General features: G+C 71.7%; 17 protein-coding genes and 2 pseudogenes. 8 read left to right on the plus strand and 11 right to left on the minus strand.

From position 1 onward, the window contains the following. Positions 1-150: 150 nt before the first annotated feature. Both ACH4ZA_RS37610 and ACH4ZA_RS37615 read left to right on the plus strand, forming a co-directional pair. Positions 151-2,343 carry a LuxR C-terminal-related transcriptional regulator gene (locus ACH4ZA_RS37610; protein WP_398433557.1) on the plus strand — a complete coding sequence of 731 codons (2,193 nt, stop codon included), beginning with the start codon at positions 151-153 and terminating at the stop codon, positions 2,341-2,343. Positions 2,344-2,411: 68 nt separating this feature from the next. Then, positions 2,412-2,627: a hypothetical protein gene (locus ACH4ZA_RS37615; protein ID WP_398433558.1), complete on the plus strand. Its 216-nt coding sequence runs from the start codon at positions 2,412-2,414 to the stop codon at positions 2,625-2,627. Between the two features lie 269 nt (positions 2,628-2,896). Here the strand turns inward: ACH4ZA_RS37615 and ACH4ZA_RS37620 are convergent, their stop codons facing one another. Beyond that, on the minus strand, positions 2,897-4,027 hold the full coding sequence (locus ACH4ZA_RS37620) for an FAD-dependent oxidoreductase (protein WP_398433559.1): 1,131 nt from the start codon (positions 4,025-4,027) through the stop codon (positions 2,897-2,899). A 381-nt stretch (positions 4,028-4,408) separates the two neighbouring features. Continuing rightward, positions 4,409-4,651: pseudogene (locus tag ACH4ZA_RS37625) on the minus strand (WhiB family transcriptional regulator); the annotation flags it as partial. A gap of 400 nt (positions 4,652-5,051) precedes the next feature. On the opposite strand from ACH4ZA_RS37625, the gene ACH4ZA_RS37630 reads away from it, so the two are divergent. Beyond that, entirely contained in the window at positions 5,052-7,250 is a 2,199-nt protein-coding gene (locus ACH4ZA_RS37630; RefSeq protein WP_398433560.1) for a LuxR C-terminal-related transcriptional regulator, read from the plus strand. 68 nt (positions 7,251-7,318) lie between these two features. Beyond that, a complete protein-coding gene (locus ACH4ZA_RS37635) occupies positions 7,319-7,534 on the plus strand; it encodes a hypothetical protein (RefSeq protein ID WP_398433561.1) in 216 nt (71 codons plus the stop codon). Between the two features lie 136 nt (positions 7,535-7,670). Here the strand turns inward: ACH4ZA_RS37635 and ACH4ZA_RS37640 are convergent, their stop codons facing one another. After that, a complete protein-coding gene (locus ACH4ZA_RS37640; protein WP_398433562.1) occupies positions 7,671-8,390 on the minus strand; it encodes a hypothetical protein in 720 nt (239 codons plus the stop codon). Between the two features lie 414 nt (positions 8,391-8,804). Here ACH4ZA_RS37640 and ACH4ZA_RS37645 point away from each other — a divergent pair, with 414 nt between their 5' ends. Then, positions 8,805-10,970, plus strand: a complete 2,166-nt coding sequence (locus ACH4ZA_RS37645) for an MMPL family transporter (RefSeq protein WP_398433563.1) — start codon at positions 8,805-8,807, stop codon at positions 10,968-10,970. A gap of 719 nt (positions 10,971-11,689) precedes the next feature. On the opposite strand, the gene ACH4ZA_RS37650 is transcribed toward ACH4ZA_RS37645, so the two are convergent. Then, a complete protein-coding gene (locus ACH4ZA_RS37650; protein ID WP_398433564.1) occupies positions 11,690-12,523 on the minus strand; it encodes a LysR family transcriptional regulator in 834 nt (277 codons plus the stop codon). A gap of 72 nt (positions 12,524-12,595) precedes the next feature. Here ACH4ZA_RS37650 and ACH4ZA_RS37655 point away from each other — a divergent pair, with 72 nt between their 5' ends. Next, a complete protein-coding gene (locus ACH4ZA_RS37655; protein ID WP_398433565.1) occupies positions 12,596-13,459 on the plus strand; it encodes a PhzF family phenazine biosynthesis protein in 864 nt (287 codons plus the stop codon). Beyond that, positions 13,456-14,466: an ornithine cyclodeaminase family protein gene (locus tag ACH4ZA_RS37660; protein WP_398433566.1), complete on the plus strand. Its 1,011-nt coding sequence runs from the start codon at positions 13,456-13,458 to the stop codon at positions 14,464-14,466. The genes ACH4ZA_RS37655 and ACH4ZA_RS37660 overlap by 4 nt, the downstream gene beginning before the upstream one ends. Before the next feature lie 299 nt (positions 14,467-14,765). On the opposite strand, the gene ACH4ZA_RS37665 is transcribed toward ACH4ZA_RS37660, so the two are convergent. The 6 genes and pseudogenes from ACH4ZA_RS37665 to ACH4ZA_RS37690 form a co-directional block, all read right to left on the minus strand. Continuing rightward, positions 14,766-15,647, minus strand: a complete 882-nt coding sequence (locus tag ACH4ZA_RS37665; protein WP_398433567.1) for a class I SAM-dependent methyltransferase — start codon at positions 15,645-15,647, stop codon at positions 14,766-14,768. Positions 15,648-15,771: 124 nt separating this feature from the next. Next, a pseudogene (locus ACH4ZA_RS37670) lies at positions 15,772-16,115 on the minus strand (HGxxPAAW family protein); the annotation flags it as partial. Then, complete coding sequence (locus tag ACH4ZA_RS37675) at positions 16,112-16,669, minus strand: winged helix-turn-helix transcriptional regulator (protein WP_398433568.1); 558 nt, start codon at positions 16,667-16,669, stop codon at positions 16,112-16,114. The pseudogene ACH4ZA_RS37670 and the gene ACH4ZA_RS37675, both read right to left, overlap by 4 nt. Positions 16,670-17,602: 933 nt before the next feature. Continuing rightward, the gene (locus ACH4ZA_RS37680; RefSeq protein WP_398433569.1) at positions 17,603-18,100 is read right to left on the minus strand and encodes a hypothetical protein; all 498 of its coding nucleotides are present in this window, start codon (positions 18,098-18,100) and stop codon (positions 17,603-17,605) included. Between the two features lie 115 nt (positions 18,101-18,215). Further along, a complete protein-coding gene (locus ACH4ZA_RS37685) occupies positions 18,216-18,461 on the minus strand; it encodes a hypothetical protein (RefSeq protein WP_398433570.1) in 246 nt (81 codons plus the stop codon). Positions 18,462-18,731: 270 nt separating this feature from the next. Beyond that, the gene (locus tag ACH4ZA_RS37690) at positions 18,732-19,187 is read right to left on the minus strand and encodes an ATP-binding protein (RefSeq protein WP_398433571.1); all 456 of its coding nucleotides are present in this window, start codon (positions 19,185-19,187) and stop codon (positions 18,732-18,734) included. Positions 19,188-19,539: 352 nt separating this feature from the next. On the opposite strand from ACH4ZA_RS37690, the gene ACH4ZA_RS37695 reads away from it, so the two are divergent. Next, on the plus strand, positions 19,540-19,950 hold the full coding sequence (locus ACH4ZA_RS37695; protein ID WP_398433572.1) for a hypothetical protein: 411 nt from the start codon (positions 19,540-19,542) through the stop codon (positions 19,948-19,950). A gap of 365 nt (positions 19,951-20,315) precedes the next feature. Here ACH4ZA_RS37695 and ACH4ZA_RS37700 read toward each other — a convergent pair. Further along, the coding region (locus tag ACH4ZA_RS37700; RefSeq protein WP_398433573.1) for a transposase at positions 20,316-20,405 on the minus strand (90 nt) is incomplete at its 5' end.

A 20,405-nucleotide genomic window follows, 5' to 3' on the forward strand; every position in this document is an offset into this window, starting at 1 on the left:
GACAGGGTGCTCGCGCACCACCCCGCCGCGAGATGTACCCGGGGTGGTGGAGCTGGCAGAATCGGCGTCGGGTTGCGGTGCCGGGCGCCGCAGGTCGGGAGCGTCGTGACGTCGAAGAAACCTACGCGGCCGCTGCTCACGGTGAAACAGGTGATTCCGCCGGCCCGGGCCGGCGCGGTCCCGCGCGAACGCCTGCAGCGGCAGCTGCGTCTGGCCGGGACCCGGCTGACCGTGGTGGTGGCTCCCGCCGGCTGGGGCAAGACGAGCCTGCTCAGCGGCTGGGCGGCGGATCCCGAGGAGAAGCGCCGCATCGCGTGGGTCTCGCTCGACGAGAGCGACGACGAACCCGTGCGGTTCTGGAGTTATGTCCTCACCGCGCTGCGCGGCGCCGGCGGGGTGATCAGCACAGGTCCGCTTCAGGCGCTGGACGCGGCCGGCGTCCCTCCGATCGACCTTGCGCTGCCGATGCTGCTGAACGAGCTGGCCGCGTCCGAGGTGGCGCATGTGCTGGTGCTCGACGACTACCACCTGCTCGCCGATCCGCGGATCCACGAGGCGCTCGAGTACCTCATGACGTACCTGCCGGCCTCGTTGCGGGTGGTGATCGCCGCGCGCACGGATCCGCCGCTGCCGATCGCGCGGCTGCGGGCCCGTGGCGACCTGACGGAGCTGCGGGCGGCGCAGCTGCGGTTCTCGCCCGGCGAGGCGGCTGCCCTGTTGTCGGCGGTGTCGGGGCACGACCTCGACGGCGCGGCCGCGGCAGGCGTATGGGAGCGGACGGAAGGGTGGGCCGCGGGGCTGCAGCTGGCTGCTCTCGCGTTGCGCGCGGATCCGGCGAAGGCGCCCGCCGCCGACCGGCATCTGCTGGACTATTTCGCCGCCGAGGTGCTGCCCGCTCTGGAGCCCAGGCAGCGTGACCTGCTCGTGCGGGCCGCGCCGCTCGAACGGCTCTCGGGTGCGCTGTGTGACGCCGCGCTGCAGGTGACGGGTTCGGCCGCAGTGCTGGCCGATCTGGTCAGGGCGGATCTCTTCGTGGCCGCGCTGGACGACGAACAGCGGTGGTACCGGTGCCATCGTCTGCTGCGGGATGTTCTGGCAGGCGAGACGGCGACGGACCCGCAGGAGGTTCTCGGCCATGCCGCGGACTGGTTCGCGGCACAGGACCGGATCGACGACGCGGTACGCCACCTGCTGCGGGCCGGCCGCGATGACGATGCCGCCGAGCTGATGCTGCGCAACGCCGAGACGTGGTTCTTCCCCCGTGGGGAGGCCGCCACCTACCTGAAGTTCGGCGAGGAGTTGTCCGGCCGGGTGGTGGGCCCGGCGCTGGCGTTCTCGCTGGCGTACTCGGCGGCGCTGTGCGGCGATCAGGCAGGCGTCAACCGCTGGCTGGACGTCTGCGACGCGAGTGGCACCCGCGCCACCGTCGTCCCCGGCTGGCACGACTTCCGCAGCGCCGTGCTGTGTGTGCGTGCGGGTTTCGGCATGTCGGATGCCGAGTCCGCGCGATCCGTCGGTATCGTGCAGCATGCGCTCGCACTGGAGACCGAGGGCGGCGGTGCCGGGCATCCGACCGTGCGCGCGGCGCTCGGGGCCATGCTGGCCCGTGACGGCCGCTTCGGCGAGGCGGCGACCCTGCTGCTCGAGCTGTGGACGTCGCCGCGCGACCGCAAGGCGTGGCCGCCGTCGCTCGTTGTCCAGGGCGCCGGAACGCTGATGATCAGCCTTGTCGAAGCCGGCCGCGGCGAGGAGTGCGACCGGGTCCTGCGTGAGGCCGGCCCGCTCGCCGACACCGTGGAGCGCGACGGACGCGAGGCGAGCACGCCGGGACTGGCCCCGTTGCGCATCGCCCAGGCCAGGCGCAGCTATCAGAACGCCCGCATGGAGGCGGCCGCCGTCCTGCTGCGGCGGGTCGTCCCCCTCGCGGAACTGCACCCGCGGCCGACGGTGCTGTTCCTGGGGCTGGTGTACCTGGCCGACGCCGAACTCGCCTGTGGTGAGCGGTCGGCGGCCCGTGCGGCGCTGTCGCGGGCTCGTGAGGTGGTGGACGAGGAGCCGGTGAGCGCCTACGCGAGGCGGCGGCTGGAGGAGAGCGAAGCGCGGCTGGGCCGGGTCGGCGCCCGCACCGCCGTACGCTCGGGTGTTCTCGTGGAGGAGCTCACCGACAGGGAGCTGTCGATCCTGCGGGCCCTGCAGGGGCCGGCGACCCAGCGGGAGATCGGCGCAGAGCTGTTCTTGTCGATCAACACGGTCAAGGCGTACAACAAGAGCCTCTACCGCAAGCTCGGCGTCGCTTCCCGGCACGACGCCGTCGCGGCTGCGCGCGATCTTGGCCTGATCTGAGGCCACCCGGGGTGCTCTTGCCGAGCGGGTGGTGCGCGGGCACCCGGACCGCAGGTTTTCTGGACGGCATGACCCGTACCCGTTTCGAGCTGACGCTGCGCGGACCGATCGCCCGCTCCCTGCTGGACGTGATCCTGACGCGGTTCGACGACGTGTCCACGCCCGGCACGGACGGCACCGTGCTGGTCGCCGAAGCCATGGATCAGGCATCGGTCCGCGCTCTGCTGAACCTGCTCTGGGACGCCGGCCACGAGGTGCTGGCTTTTGAGGCGGTGACGGCCTGAGACGTCGCGCGGCGGACCTGCCGCGGCGGGAGTGGCACGGCATAGCGGCCGGCGGCATCCGGGTGAGAAGGAGTTCGCCGACCCGAATCGCAGTGGGGCCACTGGCTTCCCGGTGTCCGCCGATGCCGTCACGGGCTTGCGGGCACGCGCGAGGGGCCGGGTGCAGCGCCTCTGTGGACGCCGCTGGCCGCTGGGTGCGGCGCACGTTCCTTCTTCCTGTGCCGGTGTGCAGGGCAGGCCTGTTCACACGGCGGCGAGGAGGGTGATGCCTAGCGGTAGTTGAGCTCGGCGAGCTCGGTGGCGAGCTTCCTGGGCATCGGGGTATGTGCCAGCAGAGGCAGTGCGATGTTGCGGACACTGCGGGCCACGGAGCTGCGCGTGGTGGCCAGGCGGGTCATGCGGTGGGTGAAGGCGACCACGCGCTGGGCCACGGGGCGGCGTTGCGCCTCGTAGCCGTCGAGCCGGCCGGTGGCGAACGCCCGGCCCAGGGCGTAGCCGTCCTGGATGCCGGTGTTCATCCCCTGACCGCCTGCGGGGCTGTGCACGTGGGCGGCGTCGCCGGCCAGCAGCAGACGGCCGGCGCGGTAGTGATCGGCCACCCGGTGGTGCACCCTAAACCGTGACGACCATGCCATACCGGTGACCTGGGCCTGGCCGGGGGCGCGCTCGTCGAGCACCTTCTGGACGAAGTCGAGGCCCGGTGCGGCGGGCGCGTCGTCCACGGTGGCGACGACCCGGTAGTGGCCGCCGGGAAGCGGGGCGACGACGGCGAGCCCCAAGGCGCCGAAGGTCAGCGAGACCTCGTCCGGTCCCGGGACCCAGTCCATCACCACGTCGGCGAGCACGAAGGACTCCGCGTAGGCGTTGCCGGTGAAGCCGATGCCCGCCGCCTCGCGCACGGTGCTGTGCATGCCGTCGGCGCCGACGGCGTGGGCGGCGCGCAGCGTCTCGCCCGTGGTCATGGTGAGCGTCACGCCGTCCTCGTCCTGGACGACGGAGGCGACCTCGTAGGGGCGGTGCACGTCGCCGCCGAGCGCACGCAGCCGGTCCAGCAGCACGCTCTCGGTCTCGTACTGCGGAACCATCAGCGTGTACGGGTGGGGTGTGGGCAGCTTGTCGAACGGCACTGTCAGCAGCCGGCGCGCGCCGTCGCGGACGGCGAACCGGGTGACCTTGACGCCTCGCGCGATCAGCTCCTCGGAGGCTTCCAGCTCGTCCAGGACCTCCAGTGTGCGGGCATGCACCACGGCGGCGCGAGAGGTGTTGGCGCCCTCCGCCAGCTTGTCCAGGACAACGAAGTCGATGCCCGCGGAGGCGAGCGTGACGGCGAGTGCGAGACCGGCCGGTCCGGCGCCGACGACGGCGACTTCGGTGCGGGCGGGAAGTGCGGTGGCGTTCATGGCGGAGCCTTCCGTTTCTGATCCGGGAAGCAGGTCAACAGGCGTTGGCCTGACGCTCGTTGACAGGATGCTCGAATTCCCAGCCAGAGTCAACACGCGTTGGCCCACAGTCGTTGGCGTGAGGGGCCGGGGCCCCCGGGTGCGCAGCGGCACCGGGACCGGGGGACGGCCGGCGGCGCCGAAGTGCACGGGCTGCCGGCGGACCGCTCGCGCGACGGCCGGCAGAGCACACCGAGACCGAGTCCGGCGGCCGCCTCACCAGCCGCGGGACCGCGACAGCGCCACTCGATCCGCCAGGGGGCTTCATCGGTCTGCCGCCCAGCCCGCCCCGGAGGGCGGAAGGGACCCGGTGCGTCCCGGTCCGGTCCGGCCGGGACTCCCCCTCCTCGCGTCATGCCCGGCGGTTCGGAGCAGCTCCGTGCGTTCCTCCTCGCCGGTTCCGCCCCACACACCCGACGTCTGCGCGGTGCCGAGGGCGTAGGACAGGCACTCCGAGCTCACCGGGCAGCGGGCGCATACGCGTTTGGCGGCGGCGGCCTCCCGCAGCGCCGGCCCGACCGTGCTCACGGGGAAGAACAGCTCGGGGTCCTCGCCCGCGCAGGCGGCGGCGCGCAACCACTGCATCTCACTCCACGGCATTGCTCTGCCCTCTTCGCTGTAGAACGCGTGGCGCTGCAGGGCCGGCGTTTCCCGACCTTCCCCTACCGTCGCCTTCACGCTCACGGCGGCCGTGGGGGTGGCTGTCGTGCCGCTGCGCGGGCCGGCCGGCATCAGGGCGTCCCCCGCGGGTCACGGCTGTCTCTGGAGGGGGCGTCCGGGACGGTGTTCGCAGCCATTGCGTCTCTCCTGTCGCCGGCCCCGGGTGGTGGCAGGAGACTCGCGTCACACGGGGTGCTCGCGCACCACCCCGCCCCAAGATGTACCCGGGGTGCCCGAACTGGCAGAATCGGCACCGGGTTGCGGTGCCGGATCGCAGGTCGGGAGTGTCGTGACATCGGACAGGCCTACACGGCCACTGCTCACCGTGAAACAGGTGGTCCCGCCGGCCCGGGCCGACGCGATCCCCCGCGAACGCCTGCAGCAGCAGTTGCGCCTCGCCGGGACCCGGCTGACCGTGGTGGTGGCGCCCGCCGGCTGGGGCAAGACGAGCCTGCTCAGCGGCTGGGCGTCGGGCCCCGACGAGAAACGCCGCATCGCGTGGGTCTCGCTCGACGAGAGCGACGACGAACCCTGCCGGTTCTGGAGCTACGTGCTCACCGCGCTGCACAACGCCGGCGACGCGATCAGCGCGAGGCCGCTGCAGGCGTTGGACGCAGCCGCCGTCGCTCCCGTCGACCTCGCGCTGCCGATGCTGCTGAACGAGCTCGCCGCATCCGACGTGGCGCATGTGCTGGTCCTCGACGACTACCACCTGCTCACCGACCCCCGGATCCACGAGGCGGTCGAATACCTGGTCGCCTACCTGCCCGCCTCGCTGCGGATCGTGATCGCCGCGCGCACGGATCCGCCGCTGCCGCTCGCACGGCTGCGGGCCCGCGGCGACCTGACCGAACTGCGCGCGGCGCAGCTGCGGTTCTCGCCCGACGAGGCGACGGCCCTGGTGTCGGCGGTGTCAGGACACGACCTCGACCACAGGGCGGCGGCAGCGGTGTGGGAACGGACCGAAGGGTGGGCGGCGGGCCTGCAGCTGGCCGCCCTCGCACTGCGCGCGGACCCGGCGAAGGCCCACGTCGATGACCGGCACCTGCTGGACTACTTCGCGGCCGAGGTCCTCCCGGGCCTCGCGCCGAGCCACCGCGACCTCCTCGTGCGGGCCGCGCCGCTCGAACGGCTCTCCGGCCCGCTGTGCGACGCCGCACTGCAGGTGACCGGATCGGCCCAGGTACTGTCCGATCTCGTCAGGGCGGACCTGTTCGTGGCCGCCCTGGACGACGAACAGCAGTGGTACCGCTGCCATCACCTGCTCCGGGACGTCCTGGCCCACGAGGCCACCGCAGACCCGCGGGACGTCCTCGGCCACGCCGCGGACTGGTTCACCGAAGAGAGGCGGCTCGACGACGCGGTACACCACCTGCTGCGCGCCGGCCGCGACGACGACGCCGCGGAGCTGATGCTGCGCAACGCGGAGACCTGGTTCTTCGCGCACGGGGACGCCGCGAGCTACCTGCGGTTCGGCGAGCGGCTGCCCGGCCGGGCGGTCGGCCCGCTGCTGGCTTACTCGCTGGCCTTCGCGGCGGCCCTCTGCGGCGATCAGGCCCGGGTGAACCACTGGCTGGACGCCTGTGAAGTCCGCGGCACCGCAGAGACCGTCATGACGGGCTGGCACAGCTTCCGCAGCGCCGTGCTCACCGTGCGTGCAGGCTTCGGCATGTCGGACGCCGAGGCCGCGCGATCCGTCGCCCTGGCCCGGCAGGCTCTCGAACTGGAAACCGCCGGCGATGTCACCGCGCACCCGCACGTACCCGCGACACTCGGCGGAGTGCTGGCCCGCGACGGCCGTTTCGACGAGGCCGCGGCCCTGCTGCTCGACGTGTGGCAGCAGCGCCACCGCGGCTCGTGGCCCCTGTGGACCGTGATGGCCGTAGCGGGCATGCTGACGGTCAGCCTTGTCGAGGCCGGCCGCGGCGAAGAGTGCGACCGGGTGCTGCGCGAGGCCGGTCCGAGCGCCGACGCCGCCGAGCGCGACGGGCGGGAGGCCAGCACGCCCGGGCTCGCCGCGCTGCGTATCGCCGCCGGCCGGCGCGGCTACCTGCACGCCGACATGGAGGGAGCCGCGGTCCTGCTGCGCCGCGCCGTCGCCCTCGCCGAACTCCACCCGCGGCCGACGACGCTGTTCCTCGGCCTGCTGTACCTCGCCGACGCCGAACTCGCCTGCGGCAACCGCTCCGCCGCCCGCACCGCGCTGGCGCGGGCCCGCGAGGTCGTGGAGGAGGAGCCGGTGAGCGGCTTCGCGGCTCGGCGCCTCGAGCAGGCCGAAACGCGGCTGGGCCAGAACGGCGCCCGCACCGCCGTGCGCTCCGGCGCCCTGGCGGAGGAACTGACCGACCGTGAGCTGTCGATCCTGCGGGCCCTGCAGGGATCGGCGACCCAGCGGGAGATCGGCGCAGCGCTGTTCCTGTCGATCAACACGGTCAAGGCATACAACAAGAGCCTCTACCGCAAACTCGGCGTGGCCTCCCGGCAGGACGCCGTCAAAGCGGCACGCGAACTCGGCCTGATCTGATCCCACCCCGGGTGTCTTTGCCTCGCGGGTGGTGCGCGCGCCCACGGGCGACGGGTTTCCTGTACGGCATGGCCCCCACCCGCTACGAGCTGACCCTGCGCGCACCGATCGCCCGCACTCTGCTGGACGTGATCCGGACCAGGTTCGACCACGTGTCCACGCCTGGCGAGGACGGCACCGTGCTGATCGTCGAGAACATCGACCAGGCAGCGGTGCGCGCCCTGCTGATCCTGCTCTGGGACACCGGCCACGACGTACTGACCTTCGAGGAAACAGGGACCTGAGACGTCCCCCGGGCCTCAGCGCGAAGGCGTGTCGCACCCTCCGGGTCCAGGACTGCCGCTCACGCCGGGGACACCGCGTGCGAAGGACGAAGACCCGGGGCCGGATCCGGTACGCCGGCCACCGCAACGGAAGCGGTCAAGACACTCGGGTGAACCCCTCACGCAGCGACTCGCCCGGGCGAACGCCCGTCCCGCTGACGCTGGTTCTTCCGGTCGGCATCGTGGCCGCCGCCCTCGCCCCACGCAGGACGACTCGCTCACTCACCCGCTGCGGGGTCCTCGTCCACGGCGCAGTCGCGATGGACCAGGACGCGGCCCCGCTCGCTTCCTGGACCCCCACCGGGCTGCCCTCCTGCACCGTGGCCGAACCGCCGGCGAAGACGACCAGGCGCAGAACAAGGAACCGCCCGATTCCGGCGAGTCCTGAAGCACTGAGATAGACGGCCTGCTCGCTCAGCGTCCCGGCCGACGGCTGTATGAGGTGCAGGACGAACATCGCCGCGCACGTCACTGTGTAGGCGGCCAGGGCCGACCCGGCGGACTGCCAGTGCCGGCGCCATCCGGCACGCCGCCCGGCCCTGAAGGTGAAGCGCGTGTGGAGTTCTGTGCACAGGATGGTGGAGCCCGCGGTGACCAGTGCGTTCGCCGACGCCCAGGGCATCAGCGTGGCCAGCAGTGCCACGGCCGGCCCGGAGGCGAGTCCGACACCGCCGCCGCACAGGACGAACCGGGAGAAGGAGGTGAGCGCGCCCGGAGCGGCTGCCGTCCGGCGCGCCCCGTCCGTGGCGGCTTCCGCCCGGCCGGTGTGCTGCGCCTCGTACGCCGTACCGGGCTTCGCGGGGAGCAGCGACTTCATGGCGGTTGTCCTTCCGGGCCGGGGCACCCCGGTCTCCGGGCCGGGTGCGGAGCAGATTGCCAACAAGCGTTGGCCACCACTTGTTGACAGAATGCCCACCCCTGACCAGAAAGTCAACACTGGTTGGCCTACACTTGTTGGCATGGAGCGGGGGCGGAGAATCCACTGCCCCCGGCGCTCCGACCGCACCCGGGTCTTCTTTCTCTGATCCGCCGTCGCCTGCGCCGGCGGACCCGCCGCACCCAGCGGGGATCTATGGGCATCGTTTACTCATGTGAGGGGCTTGGAGCCGCAAGGACGATGAGTGCCTGAGAGGACCCGCACGTGAGGTGCGGCGCAGTTCTCTGACCTGAGTGGTCAAGGAGGCAGGCCGACCCTGTTCCTCTCGTCCCCCTCGATGAACAGGGAGCCCTCGTGGCCTCGTTTCTCTACAGACTCGGGCGGCTGGCCTTCCGTCGCCGCAGGCTGGTGGCCCTCATCTGGGTGGCCTTCCTGGCGCTCGCCGGTTTCGCCGCGGCGTCCGCGCCGGCGGCCACCTCGTCGTCCTTCTCCGTTCCCGGCACGGAGGCCCAGAAGGCCTTCGACCTGCTGGAGGAGCGTTTCCCCGGTGGCAGCGCCGACGGCGCCACCGCCCGCATCGTCTTCAAGGCGCCCGACGGCGCGAAGATGACGGACGCCGGTTCCCGGGCCGAGGTCACCGGCGTGGTCGCCGCGCTGACGTCCGGCTCCCGACAGGTCGCCTCCGTCACCGACCCGTACACGACGCAGGCTGTGTCGAAGGACGGCTCGACCGCGTACGTGTCCGTCACCTACCGGGTCGGTTCCATGGAACTCACCGACGACACCCTCCACGCCCTGAAGAAGGCCGGCGCACAGGCCCGGCACGACGGGCTCACCGTCGAGATCGGCGGCGACGCGCTGCAGGCCACACCAAAGACGGGCGCCGGGGAGATCATCGGCGTGGTGATCGCCGGGGTGGTCCTGGTCGTCACCTTCGGGTCGCTGATCGCCGCGGGTCTGCCGCTGCTCACCGCGCTCGTCGGCGTGGGCATCGGCATCTCCACGATCACGGGGCTGGCCGCCGCCCTCGACCTGGGCACGACCACCTCTACGCTCGCCATGATGATCGGCCTCGCGGTCGGCATCGACTACGCGCTGTTCATCGTCTCCCGCTACCGATCGGAACTCACCGAGGGACGCGAGAAGGAGGAGGCCGCCGGACGGGCCGCCGGCACCGCGGGCTCGGCCGTGGTCTTCGCCGGTCTGACCGTGGTCATCGCCCTGGTGGGCCTGGCCGTCGTCAACATCCCCCTGCTCACCAAGATGGGCGTCGCCGCGGCCGGCACCGTCGTCATCGCGGTGCTCATCGCTCTCACCCTGATTCCGGCCCTGCTGGGCTTCGCCGGTGACCGTGTCCTCGGCCGCAGGGCCCGCCGGGGCAGGGCCGTCGCGCACAAGCCGAACATGGGCGCCCGCTGGGCGCGTCTGGTGCTCCGCCACCCGGTCGCCGTCCTGCTCATCGGCGTCGTCGGCCTCGGCGCGATCGCCCTGCCGGCCGCCTCGCTGGAGGTCGGCCTGCCCGACGACGGCTCGCAGCCCGTCAGCACCACCCAGCGCAAGGCCTACGACCTGCTCTCCGACGGCTTCGGCCCCGGCTTCAACGGACCGCTGACGGTCGTCGTCGACGGCGACAGAGCCGAGGCCGACCGGGCGATCACGCTCATCCGCAGTCTCCACGGCGCGGCCGCCGTCACCGAGCCGACCCTCAACAAGACCGGCGACACAGCCATGATCACGGTCATCCCGAAGGACCGGCCGTCCTCACTGGCCACCGAGGACCTGGTCCACGAGATCCGGGACAAGACCAGCGACCACGTCTACGTCACCGGTGCGACCGCGCTGAACACCGACTTCTCGCAGAAGATGAGCGACGCCCTGCTGCCCTATCTCGCACTGGTCGTCGGCCTCGCCTTCCTCCTGCTGACGGTGGTGTTCCGCTCACTGCTCGTGCCGCTCAAGGCAGCGCTCGGCTTCCTGCTCTCGGTCGTCGCCGCGCTCGGCGCCGTCGTGGCCGTCTTCCAGTGGGGCTGGCTCGGCTCGCTGTTCGGCGTCGAGCAGACCGGCCCAATCATGTCGATGATGCCGATCTTCATGATCGGCGTGGTCTTCGGCCTCGCCATGGACTACGAAGTCTTCCTGGTCACGCGGATGCGAGAAGCCTTCGTCCACGGCCAGCAGCCCGGGGACGCCATCGTCACCGGCTTCCGTCACAGCGCCCGCGTGGTGATCGCGGCGGCGGTCATCATGATCGCGGTCTTCTCGGGCTTCATCGGTTCCAGCGAGCAGATGATCAAGATGATCGGTTTCGGACTCGCGATCGCGGTGTTCTTCGACGCCTTCGTGGTCCGCATGGCGATCGTTCCGGCCGTGCTGGCTCTGCTGGGCCGGCGGGCCTGGTGGCTGCCGCGCCGGCTGGAGCGCCGTCTGCCCAACGTCGACGTGGAGGGCGAGCAGCTCGACACGGAACTGTCCCAGCACCCGGCCGGTTCGGACGAGGACCGCAAACTGATCCCCGTCTGAGCCAGGGACGATCCGAAAGGGATTCGGGGCCCGGGTGGGGTCGGCGGCGCCGCACCCGCCCGGGCATCGTCTGCTCGCGCGCCCCGGAAGGCGGCGGCCCGCGGGGACGAGACCGCCGCTGGAAGAACGGCCGTGCTGTCGATGCAGACAGCACGGCCATCACCCACCGACTTTCGAAATGCCGCGGCGCTCAGTGCCATCGAGAGCAGGGCCGCAGCCTCGCCGAAGCCGCCCTCTCGGGCCGGCACAGCCCCCGGCGCCGCCCGTACGGCGGGATGCCCGGCGGAGCCCGCTGCGGTCTCCTCGTCCAGCGCCTGCTGCATCACCACGACGGATCGCGCGTCCTCGGCCTCCGGCCCGCCGAAACCCGCAGGCACTAGAGCCAGCGCCGCGCAAGCGGTACCGGCCGGAGACGGCGGCGCCGCGGGCGTCCCGCCTCGCAGACGTCCCATCGGCGGTCGGCCGGCTCCTGATCGCCGCAGAGCACCGCTGTGCAGGCCGGTGAGTACGCCGGCGCGGAGCCCACCGCCCGGCCGGGCAGCCGCTCGCCGAACTGCGGGTACGTCGCGGCGGCCGCGGCGTCGCCCCTGACCAAGGCGACGTCTGCCTGCCCGGAGGCAGCTCGTCCTCGTGGCGGAGCCAGGCCGCAGTCGTGACGGTCCCCGAGGGCAAGCCGTCCAGGCACCGCTTCCCCTCGTGCCTGGTCCTCGTGCGCTGCGTCAGATCAGGCTCTTCAGGAGTTCTTCGACCGCGTCGACAAGGAGATCGCCCTCGGTACCCGGACGCCGAACCATTCCCAGTTCCACGTCGGGCAGTTCGGGCAAGCCGCGCGCCGCCATCCCGGACTCGACCTGGGCGGGAAGAAGGGCCGCGGCGCCCAGCCCGGCGCGAACCGCGCTCTGCACGCCGGCCAGGCCGGTGCTCTCAAAGGCGATACGCCAGTCACGTCCGCTGTCTTTCAGAGCGTCGAGTACCGGCATGCGCCAGCGGCACGGCTGGGAGAACAGCACGAGCGGCAGCGGGTCCAGGCTGAGGTCCACCTCAGGCCCGGCGGCCCAGACGAGGGGCAGCCGCACGGTCCAGCGCGGAGGTTCGGGCAGATACGCCGGGTCACACAGCGCCAGGTGGATGCGGTTGGTCGCGAAGGCCCTTCTCATCTCCGGGCCGGGCGCGCTGACCAGTTCCAGCGTCGCCTGCGGATGCATCCGGCCGAAGTCGGCCAAGGCCTGCGCGAGCGGAGCGGCGGCGAGATCCTCGATCAGACCTACGCCGCAGTGCCCGGCCACGGTCTGCCCGGTGGCCGTCACAGCCTGTGCCGACAGGGTGAGGATGCGTTCCGCGTACGGCAGCAGAGCCTCCCCGGCTCTGGTCAGCGACACTCCGGTGGCAGACCGGTGCAGCAGCGGTTGACCGACGGCGCGTTCGAGTTTCCTCAGCTGTCCGCTGAGCGCCGGCTGGCTGTGCCCCAGCACGTTGGCAGCCCTGCTGATGCTGCCCGAACGGACGCAGCTGACGAAGGCCCGCAGGAGCGATGTCTCAAGATCCGGCCCCATAAGCACAGGTTATATCCGCCCCAGGAAAGTTGCCGGTTCCTTGCACCTGCGACAGACCGTACTGTCCGAAACATGCGCTACCTACACGTTGACGTCTTCAGCAGCCGGCCGTACAGCGGCAACAGCCTGGCGGTGTTCCCGGACTCCGCACAGCTCAGCGCGGAGCAGATGGTGCGCATCACCCAGGAGATGCGCCACTTCGAGTCGGTCTTCCTGACGCGGGACCCCGCCGGTGACCGGCGCCGGCATGCGCGCGTCTTCGACCTTGCCGGAGAACTCGACTTCGCCGGCCACCCTCTCATCGGGGCGGCATGTGTCCTGCACGCGCTGCACGGTGGCGATGACACCGAGACCTGGCGCCTGAAGCTGAAAGCCCGAACGGTCGACGTCACCACCCGACGCCGCGCAGCGGGCCGCTACAGCGCCGTTCTCGACCAGGGCCCCGCCGCATTCCTCGGCCGCCCCGACATCGCCGAGCTGGCCGCCTGGTTCTCCTTGGAAGCCGACGACCTGGATCCGGACCTTCCTGCGGAAGTGCTCTCCACAGGACTTCGGTACCTCATGGTTCCCGTGCGTGGCGACGCGCTGGAACGCGCCCGGATCGCCCAGGACCTCGAAGCTCCCCTCGCTGCGCATGGTGCACAGTTCGCCTACCTGCTCGACGCCACCGCGCTGGAAGGACGTCACTGGAACAACGACGGCGTCCTGGAGGACGTGGCCACCGGTTCCGGCGCCGGCTGTGCCGCCGCCTACCTGCGCCGGCACAGCCGGATCGGCGACGGGGAGACCGTCACCCTGCATCAGGGGCGCTTCACCGGCCGCGCCAGCCAGATGACGATCAGCGCACACGGCGAAGGGCAGGACATCCGCTCCGTCACGGTGGGCGGCGAAGTGGCGTTCGTCGCCGAAGGGCACCTGAGGGAGCTGCCCGTATGAGCCTCTCCGCACTGCGCCACGTCGGCCCCGACGCCATCCGCGCCGCAGTCGGATACGAGGACGTCCTGGAACCGGTGGCCCAGGCGCTCGCCGACTACAGCCGGGGCATGGGCGACTCTCCGGTGGTGGTCTTCGCACCGGCCGGGCGGGACGGCGACGTCCATGTGAAGTCGGCCTGGCTGCCCGGGCGCCCCGTGTTCACCGTGAAGGTGGCGACATGGTTCCTCGAGCGATCCCGGCGCGGCGGTACGCCGGCATCCGGAATCATCGCCGTCTTCGACGCCGAGACCGGTGATCTGCGGATGCTGCTGGAGGACGAGCACCATATCTCCGACATCCGTACCGCTGCTGCGGGCGCCCTTGCCGCACGTACCCTGGCCCGACCGGATTCTGCCGTGCTCGCCGTCCTGGGCACCGGTGTCCAGGCGTATTTGCAAGTCCTGGCGGCCGCCCATGAACTTCCCCTGCGGGAGGTACGCGTGTGGGGACGCAACCCCGACCACGTGCTGCGTCTGACAGCCGCTGTCATGGCCCGCCACCCTGAACTGCACGTGAGGGCCGCGGCCGATGCCCGAGGGGCCTGTCAAGGGGCCGACGTCCTGGTCACCGCAACCGCCAGCACCGAACCGCTGGTCGACAGCGCGTGGCTCACGCCGGGCATGCACATCACCGCAGTCGGTGCCGACGATCCTTCCAAGGCCGAGCTGTCTCCCGACTGCCTGCTGAAAGCCGACCGGATCGTCGTCGACAGCCGCGAACTGGCCGGCATCCACGGGGACCTGGCACGAGCAGGAATGGACACCGCGAAGCATGCAGAGCTCGGAGAGGTCCTGGCAGGGACCGCACCCGGCCGGTCGGACAACGCCGAGATCACTGTCTGCAAACTCATCGGCCTCGGGGTGCAGGACCTCGCCGCAGCCGAGGTCGCCCTCAGGTACCTCGACGACGGCGCCCCGTCACGCAAAAGGCCACCGGCGAGCGCAAAGGACGTGAGCGTCGCCCGGTAGGAGAACCAGCGGACCAGCCAGGCCAGGTCGCATCGCCGGTTGTCCCCGCAGGGTGTTCCGGCGGCGGGAGCAACCCCTCGACGTCGGCGCAGGGCCGATCGGGGGCAGCAGGGCAGCGCCGACGAGCCCATGCGCCGTGTGCCCACCTGCCCGAAGAAGTCCCTACAGCCCACAGGATGTCAGGGGCGCCCACGGCCAGGCCGGGGACTCGGACGGGACCCCGGCGCGCTGTCCCGAGAGGTAGTCGCGATCACGCGACCGGAGGACTACCGCGACGTGGTGAACTCAACCGTCGGCTCTCATGCGCCGCCGAGAGCCGACGGACGGACCGCCCTGAGCGAATACAGGATGGGCAGACAGGTGTCGCTGAAGGGGAACCGGTACAGGCCGCCCGGCCCGTGCGGCAGGAGGTGGCGCCCGCCGGTCTCGCTCTCCGTGTGCTCGCCCAGGCGCTCCACGACCAGTCCCGCCGACGTGGCCGCCCTGACGATCTGCCCCAGCGAATACGGGTACAGGGTGGACGCCTTCGGCTCCGCGGGGACATCGGCGTGGGCGTAGGCGCCCGTCATCGCGTCGTGGTGGGGCGCACCGGCGCCTTGGGGCCGGTCGGCGTCGAAGGGATCGCAGGTGAGCACCGTCTGGAAGACGGGGTGGGAGTCGACGAGCACCAGCCTGCCTCCCGGCCGCAGCGCCGACGCGGCTCCGCTCATCCAGGCGTCCAGGTCGCCGACCCACGACAGCACCCCGTAGGTGGCGACCACCAGGTCGAACGTTGCGGCCAGGGCGTCGGGCAGACGCTGGGCGTCCGCTTGCACGAACTCCGCTTCCAGACCGGCCCGTTTTGCCAGTCGCCGGGCTCGTGCGAGCGCTTCGGGGCAGGAGTCGACGCCGGTGACGCGGGCGCCCAGGCGGGCCCAGTTCAGGGTGTCCGTCCCGAAGCGGCATTGCAGGTGCAGGAGTTCCTTGCCGCTCACGTCGCCGGCGAGTTCTCGCTCGATCCCGCGCAGGGTCTGCCTGCCGGCGAGGAAGGCCTCCACGTCGTCGGACCGGTCGCCGGGGCCGGTGCCGTGGAACCCGGCGAGGTCGTCCCACAAGTCCCGGTCGGCGGCGAGCCGGTCTGCGTCCGCCGCCACGGCGTCGTCGTCGGAGCGCAAGCCGCCGGCTCGGTCTTCAGCGGCCATCGCCGGCACCTCCTTCTCTGTCCTGTGCGGCGATGCGGCCGGCTACCGAAGCGGCGGGCGTCCTCCGTGACGGTGCGTGCCCTGGACGGTGACGTTGTGCAGGGGCCGGGGCGGCGGCGAGGCGGCCGCCCACGAACGTCGACTCCGGCAGCGGGGCCGCCGCCTCGGCCCGCCTGCCCGCCATGCGGCACCCGAGGCAGTCCGGATGTCCACGCCGGACGCGGAGGTCCTTCACCCGCCAGTCCCACTGATCGGCCGCGCGCGGGCCGCTCGGCTTTCCCCGTCCCGCCAGGTGGAGGAGCCAGGTGATGGCCGCGGCCAGGACGATCACTGCGATCCCGGAGAGTATGAGCGGCGCGCAGACAGCGATCACTCCGACACCGGTGACGCAGAAACCGGCCAGGCGAGCGCGGTGCCGGTCCAGCCGGCCACCGTGTGCCCCAGGTCCACGTTCTCGTGTGCGCTCATGCCCCGTCCTTTGTACGGTGTGGTGCGCCGGATTCCGGCGATGTGCGGGGACCCGCAGCCCGGGTGTGCGCGGGAAGATGGTCCTGTGCCCACACGGTCAGGGCCACCAGGGGAATCACGAGGGCCTTGCCGTGGGAGGCCAGTGCGTAGACGGTGTGACGGGCGGTGCCCGGGTAGGCGGTCCGCTCCACCAGGCCGAGGGCGGTCATCTCCCGCAGGCGTCGGGTGAGGAGTCCGTCGCTGAGGCCGGGGACGCGCTCACGCATCAGCGGCAGGTCTGCCGGCCCCTGGGTGAGGGCGGTGATGACGAGTCCGGTGCCGCGTATGCCGAGCAGTGCCAGGGCACGGGTGAGGGCTTCCAGGGACTCCGGTGTTCGGGAAGGGCCGGGTGGCTGGGCCGCGGCGCCGGCTCGGGTGATCCGTACGACCTGAGGCACGACTGGAGCTCGATGCCGGGCACCGAGCGGCTGGTCGCCGCGACCCTCCTGCTGCGCCGGACCGGCAAGCCGGGCACGGTCGCCGTCGAGACGCGTCCGGGTGGGCAGAGAGGTCATGTCGGGTTCCTTCCTCGAAGGCGCGGTTGGTGGCGGCCCGGGCTGCGTCCGCTGTGACGCCGGGGGCGGCTGCCGGCCCGATGCCGAGGCCGGCTGACGGTGTTCGTGGCCATCGCGTCTCTCCTGTCGCCCGGCCCCGGGTGTGGCAGGAGACTCGCGTCGGACAGGGTGCTCGCGCACCACCCCGCCCCCAGGTGCACCCGGGGTGCCCGAGCCCGGCGCAGGCGTTGGCGGCGACCTCGATGTCGGGTGTGTCGTTCGTCGCCATGCCCTTTGCCGTGCCCTTTGCCGTGCTCTCGGTGGGCGGGGCCGCCTCCGGCGTCGGCCTGGTGGCGGCCGCAGGTCTGGTGCCCATGCTGCTGTTCACCGGTGGGCGGGGGGTGGGCGGACCGCGTGTGACGGCACCGCATCATGCTCGGCTGCGACCTGGTGCGATGCCTCGTCCAGGGGCTTGCTGCCGTACACCTGTCGACCGGTCTCGCCGAAGTGCCGCATCGCGTCCTGCTGATGATCGTCTTCGGGGCTGCGGACGCCTTCTTCACGCTCGTCTCCACCGCACCGATGCCGTTGCTCGTCGCGCCCGACCGGCTGCGGGAGGCCGACGCTCTGCGCGGGTTCGTCCCGCCGACCGGGCTGATCCCGGGTCCTGTGCTGGAGCGGGCGGTCCCGGAGACGGGCCGTGCCGTCCAAGGGGCAGCGCGTCCCTGCTCAGTGCCGGGCCTCGTCGCCGCCACGGCCGGGCTGCTCGCGGTCGGCGGCCACCACGCACCGCGGGCGCCTCGACGCCGGCCGGGGCGCCGGCCGGCGTCGACGACCCATGACCGGCCGCCCAGGCCCCACGGCTCGCGGACCGTCCCGGCGTCCCCGTCAACCCGCCCGGGCTGCAGGGGCGCGTCCTGGCGGGGACGGCGTCCCTGGAGCCGAGCGCCCGTCTCACGTCTTCGGGTTCTCTTCCCGCCGGCTCTCAGCAGACGGCCACTGCCCCAGCGAAATCAGCCCCGTGACGCGGACGATGAGGTAGCCGGCCAACGGCAGCTCGGCGAACACCGCGAGCGCCGCCGACAGCCACACGCCCGAGGTGCCGAACGCGAGCGACACATCGAACCAGGCGTCGCAGACCAGCAGCACGGCCAGGCCGACGGCCGGCACGATGACAGCGTTGTTCCGCAGCCAGCCCAAGACCGCAGTGGCGGCCATGGCGACCACGAGAAGGACGTCGAACCCCACCCAGGCCAGGCGCCACTGGTGGACCTGGTAGTGGGAGGGCAGGGTCAGCGCCAGCAGAACTGTCCAGGGCACCAGACCCACCGCGCAGACGGTGAGCAGCCTCAGCGTGTGCCGCTGCTCCCGCCGGATGCGCTCCAGCAGCTCGGGGGCGGCTCCCGCCCCCGAGCTGCCCCCCGGGCGGGATTCCTCCTGTGCTCCGCTCATGCCGGCTGCTCCGTTCTGATCGGTGCGGCATGCACCGCTGTTCGCTGTTGTACGCCCAGGGGCGTCGCCTGCCCAGCACGGAAGCCGAGGCCACCGGCCGCACGGGCTGCGTCGTCTACCTGAATGCCTGGCCCTCCAACCCGGTCGGCCCGACGGCTCGCGGCCCGTGACCATGAATGATCACGAGCCGCGCCCGGCTTCGGCGGACATACGAACCGCCCACCAGCAGGCCACGGAAGGCGACGCGCTGACCGACTTCGGCGGCAACCACGTGGGAGATGACGCTGACCAGCGCATCGGCCACCATCAGAAAGAGAACGCCGTCCCCCAGGATCAGCGCACCGCTGGATGCCGCACCCACCCCGCCTTGCACCTGTGCGGCAAGACAGCTGCCGGACGGTGCGACGCCGGCTCACCCTCACGGGATGCCTCCGGGGCAGCAGCGCAAGCCGGGGCGCAAGCCGGGCTCCCGGCTTGCTGGGCAGACGAGCTGAGGTCATACGCCGATCCCTGCCCGCCCCGGGGAGAAGCAGCGGAGCAGATGCGCTGGGGACCGAGAGGACGCCGGCCCGCTGCCGAGGCTGGGCCATCGTGCGGGCACGCCCTCGAGATCGTCGGCGGACACGCGTCCTCAGGCCGCGTCGAAGCTCGCCCAGTGGTCGATGAGACCTTCGCCTTCGCGCCCGGATCCGGCCTGGCTGGCGAGGGCAGAGACGATCATGTCGCCACGGCCGTGTTCGCCGGCGGGCCGGGCAGCCGCCCAGTTGTCCGGGGCGGCCTGGGGGCCGCCGTCGCTGACATGGACTTCCACGGCTCCCACGCCTTTGACGCAGGCGCGCAGGTGCAGCACGACGGGCGGCAGCGCATGGCAGACAGCGTTGGTGACGAGCTCGGAGATCACCAGGAGGGTCTCGTAGATCTGGTCGTCGTCCAGTCCCCACGCGGCCAGAACGGGCCGGGCCTCATGACGGGCCGAGGCGGGAGCGAGAGGCCCGTGCTCCAGAAGCAGACCGAACACGTGCTCACCGGTGCTGGCCGCTTGCAGCTCGGGGGACTGCTGCCGGCGCGAGATCGTGGTCGTGTTCATCGAAATCACTGCCTGAGGAGCCGGAATAGGATTTCTGTCCCTTCCAGAACACCTCCGGACGGCACAGAGACCATGAGCAATCACTACCCAAACGCGAAAGCCGGGCCGCGACGCAGGGCCCGGCGCAGCCGGAGCCCGGGCGGTGGCGGCCACCCACAGCAGTGGCGGCGCACCGTACGCACTCCAGTGCCCGGGAGTGCGGCGACCAGGGAGCAGGAGAGGGTCTTCTGGGACAGGCCGCGTTCGCCGACACGGATGGCTTTGGTGATGCCGAGGGCTTGGCCGGTCTGCCAGGGAGGCAGGCGCCAGCCGGGCCGCGCGTTGATGCCGACGCGCCCCGTAGGGTGGTCTGATGTTCGATCGTCTGGAGATCAAGGTGCTGCCGCCGGGCCCCCGGTTCCCTGCCCAGTTGCGGTTCTGGGTCAACGGCGAGGACGTGGTCGAGGAAGCGGTCGGCGAAGGCGGCAGCGGACCATACGCGGCTTGTGTGCTGCCGGCCGAGGGTCCCAGCCCTCTACGGGCGACTGACGAAGCGCGCCGCCTTGAGCTGGGGGAGCCCGACTGCACCGGTGGCTGCTGCGGCTTCCTGACCGTGGCCATGCAGCGGTTCGGGGAGATCGTGCAGTGGTCGGACTGGGAGGTTCCGTGGGCGGCGCACACCTCCATGCCCCGTCCACCGCCGGAGTTCCACTTCGAGGCGAGTCAGTACGACGCCGAAGTGGCTCGCGCTGAGGCGGACCGCGGTTGGCAGGTGCATCCGTAGCCCGGTGCGCCCCTGCCCGGCTGTCGCCCCCCGTTACCTTTTTCGTGGCTCCGAATGGGGCTCCGGCCTTCGGGTCCGGCATGACTTCCTCCCTTGTTGTTCATGATCCGGGGGGTGCTGTCACCGGGCCCGAGGCAGGGCATCCACGCGATGAACTCCTCCTCCCTCGCCCCCATCACCGGCGTCAGGCTGTCGGCGGGTCGGGGCCGGCAGGCCGGCCCACGGAGCCGCCGCGGGCCACAGCCTGCGGCGGTATCGGCGACGGCGTAAGGGCTACGCCCCTTCGCTGTTACCGGGTTTCTTGCAGAAAGCCCCGGCGTTCACGCCGGGGATGAATGCCTCTCAAGGCTGTTCTGACGTGCACGTTAGAGCGGACGTTTTTGCTGCTCGATGTACTGGCGGACGATCGCCAACGGTGCTCCTCCGCACGACGCGGAGAAGTACGAGGGCGACCA

Source organism: Streptomyces sp. NPDC020597 (genome assembly GCF_044335095.1).
In the GTDB taxonomy this organism is placed as follows: Bacteria; Actinomycetota; Actinomycetes; order Streptomycetales; family Streptomycetaceae; genus Streptomyces.